The sequence below is a fragment of the Streptomyces sp. SID5785 genome, from assembly GCF_009870065.1.
Lineage (GTDB): Bacteria > Actinomycetota > Actinomycetes > Streptomycetales > Streptomycetaceae > Streptomyces.
Genome location: NZ_WWIA01001073.1, coordinates 1 through 3536 on the forward strand (window position 1 = coordinate 1; position 3536 = coordinate 3536).

Consider the following 3536-nt stretch of genomic DNA (forward strand, 5'->3'; position numbering starts at 1 on the left):
GCGCGATTAGCTCAGCGGGAGAGCGCTTCCCTGACACGGAAGAGGTCACTGGTTCAATCCCAGTATCGCGCACCGACAAGAAGCCCCCGGTTCTCTCGACCGGGGGCTTCTTCGTACTCAGGAGGAGAAGAGCATCCGGCCGAAGCTGCGGTGACCGTGGTGGCCGTGGTGGTGGCCGCCGTGGTGCGGGGCTCCCCAGGCGGGCGCGGGGGCGGACGGGTAGGCCTGCGGGGCGGGCGGCGGCGGGGGCGCCTGCTGCTGCCACTGCGACTCGAGACGGGTCAGCGACTCCAGCTCGCCGTAGTCCAGGAATATGCCGCGGCAACCGCTGCACTGCTCGATCTGAACGCCGTTGCGGTTGTAGGTGTGCATGGGTGCGTGACACTTCGGACACTGCATGCTCGGCTCAACTCCTCGCCGGTCGGTGCTGCTTCGCCGGAACACTTCCCGGCTTCCGTCCCCCGCACCCTACTTGGCGTCCTGCGGGCCCGACCGCGGCGGGACGGACACCATGCGGGCGCAGGCGTCGATCACCGCTTCCTCCACGTCGTCCGGCTCCCGGCCTGCCGCGACGGCCTTCGCGAGGGCCAGGGCCGCCGTCTGGACGGTGAGGGCACGGGCCGGGACGTCGAGAGCGGGCCAGGGATCGTCGAGGGTGAGCTCCTTGGCGCCGCCGGCGTGCTGGTACGCGGACAGGAAACGGGTCCAGTCCTCGGCGGGCAGCAGCCCGCAGGCGAACCAGGCGGCGGGGCGGGCCAGGTCCCAGGCCGGGTCGCCGGTGCCGAGGTCGTCGACGTCGATGAGCAGCCACTCCCCCGTGCCGGCGGGGTACCGGACGAGCTGGCCGAGGTGGAGGTCGCCGTGGCACAGGGCGCGCGCGTGGGTGCAGGGGGTCTCGGCGCGGGCCCAGGGCGGCAGGGTGCGCCAGGCGTCGAGGACGGGGCGGGTGCCGGGGTGGCCGGGGGCCGCGGCGCGCAGCCGGGCGACGGCGCGGGCCGCCTTCTCTGGGCCGCGCATGGCCGGCAGGGCGGCGGGCAGGGTGTGCGCGGGGACGGTGTGCAGGCGGGCGAGGAGGCGGGCGGCCGCTTCCCAGGGGGCGTGCTCGGGGTGCTCGGGGTCGACGGGGGTGCCGTGCGGCCAGCACGTGACGAGGCGGTCGTGCAGGGGGACGGGTGCCGGGTGCAGCGGGGCGAGGAGGACGCCGTCGAGGGCGGGTGCGCAGGCCACGGCGAGCCGCAGCCGGAGCCCGTCGGGGTCGGTGCCCGCGTCGTGCGCCTTGGCGACGGTGTCACCGTGCCGCACGACGGTGCCGTCGGGGCGGTCGGCGAGGGTGGTGGCGCCGCAGACACAGGCGATGCCGGGCGGATGGGCCGCGCCCTTGGCGTGGGCCCGGAGCGCGGGAAGCAGGGACGTCACCCCCAGAGCGTACGGCGCGGGCGTGCCGACGGGCCCCTCGCGGCCGCCCCGGATCGGGGCGCCGCACGGCGTGCGCCCCCTGTGCGCGTGCAGGGCGGGCCGGGACAGAGCAATGCCGCGTGCAGCTCCCCAGCTGCACGCGGCATCTGTGCCGTCCGCCGCACCCCCGTCCCCACGGGGTTTCATGGCCGGATGTCCCCGCCCGGACCGCTCTTCCGGGCCTGGGAGCGCCGCTCAGCGCCCCAGCATCACGCCCACGGACGACGCCTGTGTGACCATCGCGTCCCAGCCGCCGAAGACGACGACGAGCAGGGCTGCGAGAGGGAGGACCATGGCCGTGGCCACCAGCGGGTGGCGGCGGCCCGTGGCGGGGCCGCCGAGCTGGCCGACCCTGCCGAACCGGGTGCGGAACGCTGTCGTCCGCGGTGCCGTGTGCGCCATGGTCCTCTCCCGGTCGAAACTTGTGACGATCTTGCTCTGTGGCAGCGGCGGGTGCCTGACCTCGGGGGACGAGTGCTGCACCCGCCGCTTGACCTCAAATCTACGGACGGCGGGGGCCCCGGACGTCATGCCCTCGTACCGAATGCCGGGCCTCCCGGAGGATGACCGCTCCGTCCCGGTGTACTCCCCTGGGTGGAGACGTGGACCTAGGTCTCGGGGTCTTCCCCGAGGGGGCGCGCGGTGCGGGCCGCACGGGCCGCGTGCTCCGCCGGGTCCTCCCGCGGCACGGGCTGCTCGACCAGGGCGAGGACGCGGCTCGCCATGAAGCGGGCGGTGCGCACCACCGAGCCGCTTCTCGTGACTTCGCTCACTTCCACGACGCCTCTGCGGACCGCTGTCTCCACTCTGCGACCCGCTCTGCTCGCCACCACCTCGTACGTGCGCGTGGTGTCCCCCGCGTCCACGACGATCTCGACCCGGTCACCCTTCATGATCCCAATCCCCCTTCAGCTGCGGCTGGTTGGGACACGGCGCGTCGTCAAGCCGCCCTGCCCTGGCGCTCTCTGACCACCTCTCAAGTCTCCCACCGGCCACTGACAATCGATTCCGGCGTGAGGGCGCGGCCTGAGCACACAGCAGGGCGGGGAAACGTAAGCTGTGGCGCGTCAGAGGGATCGGGCAGCAGCGGGGATGAACATGGCGATGATGCGCCTGAGGCGCGAGGACCCGCGCGTCGTCGGCTCGTTCAGGCTTCACAGACGGCTCGGGGCCGGCGGGATGGGCGTCGTCTATCTCGGTTCCGACCGGCGGGGCCAGCGTGTCGCGCTCAAGGTGATCAGGCCGGACCTGGCCGAGGACCAGGAGTTCAGGTCGCGGTTCGCGCGCGAGGTGTCGGCGGCGCGGCGGATCCGAGGGGGCTGCACGGCCCGGCTGGTCGCGGCCGATCTCGAGGCGGACCGGCCGTGGTTCGCGACGCAGTACGTGCCCGGGCCCTCGCTGCACGACAAGGTCGCCGAGGAGGGGCCGATGGCGGCCTCGGACGTGGCGGCCGTCGGGGCCGCGCTGTCCGAGGGGCTCGTCGCGGTCCACGAGGCGGGGGTCGTGCACCGCGACCTCAAGCCGTCGAACATCCTGCTGTCGCCCAAGGGTCCCCGCATCATCGACTTCGGCATCGCGTGGGCGACGGGCGCCTCGACGCTGACGCACGTGGGCACGGCCGTGGGCTCTCCCGGGTTCCTCGCGCCCGAGCAGGTGCGGGGCGCCGCGGTGACGCCGGCGACCGACGTGTTCGCGCTCGGGGCCACGCTCGCGTACACGGCGATGGGTGACTCGCCCTTCGGGCACGGCAGTTCCGAGGTGATGCTGTACCGCGTCGTGCACGAGGAGGCGCAGCTGCACGGGGTGCCGGACGCGCTGGCGCCGCTGCTGCGCGCGTGTCTGGCCAAGGACCCCGAGGAGCGGCCGAGCACGCTGCAGCTGTCGCTGCGGCTGAAGGAGATCGCGGCGCGGGAGGCGCAGGGCCTCGGCGAGGCCAGGCCGCCGGCGCCGCGCACGGACCCGGACCGTCCGACGGGCCGGCTCACCGAGGCGTACCCGGAGCGCGGTGAGCGCACGACGCAGCGGCGGACCCAGCCGGGCGGGCCGCCCCCGCGGACCGGTGGCGGCGGCGGACGGGGGGC

The 3536-nt window shown here is 74.5% G+C and carries 5 protein-coding genes and 1 tRNA gene; 2 read left to right on the forward strand and 4 right to left on the reverse strand.

The window, feature by feature from the left end:
• Positions 1-72: transfer RNA gene (locus GTW43_RS34775), tRNA-Val, on the forward strand.
• Between the two features lie 45 nt (positions 73-117).
• Here GTW43_RS34775 and GTW43_RS34780 read toward each other — a convergent pair.
• From GTW43_RS34780 to GTW43_RS34795, 4 genes are all read right to left on the reverse strand, one after another.
• Positions 118-399, reverse strand: coding sequence for a zf-TFIIB domain-containing protein (locus GTW43_RS34780; RefSeq protein WP_161305962.1), 282 nt, complete (start codon positions 397-399; stop codon positions 118-120).
• A gap of 69 nt (positions 400-468) precedes the next feature.
• The gene (locus GTW43_RS34785; RefSeq protein ID WP_237536972.1) at positions 469-1422 is read right to left on the reverse strand and encodes an aminoglycoside phosphotransferase family protein; all 954 of its coding nucleotides are present in this window, start codon (positions 1420-1422) and stop codon (positions 469-471) included.
• A 228-nt stretch (positions 1423-1650) separates the two neighbouring features.
• On the reverse strand, positions 1651-1857 hold the full coding sequence (locus GTW43_RS34790; RefSeq protein ID WP_161305964.1) for a hypothetical protein: 207 nt from the start codon (positions 1855-1857) through the stop codon (positions 1651-1653).
• A 206-nt stretch (positions 1858-2063) separates the two neighbouring features.
• Positions 2064-2348, reverse strand: a complete 285-nt coding sequence (locus GTW43_RS34795; RefSeq protein WP_161305965.1) for a hypothetical protein — start codon at positions 2346-2348, stop codon at positions 2064-2066.
• Positions 2349-2547: 199 nt separating this feature from the next.
• Between GTW43_RS34795 and GTW43_RS34800 the strand changes: the two genes are divergently transcribed.
• A partial coding sequence (locus tag GTW43_RS34800) for a serine/threonine-protein kinase (RefSeq protein WP_161305966.1) occupies positions 2548-3536 on the forward strand: 989 nt, incomplete at its 3' end.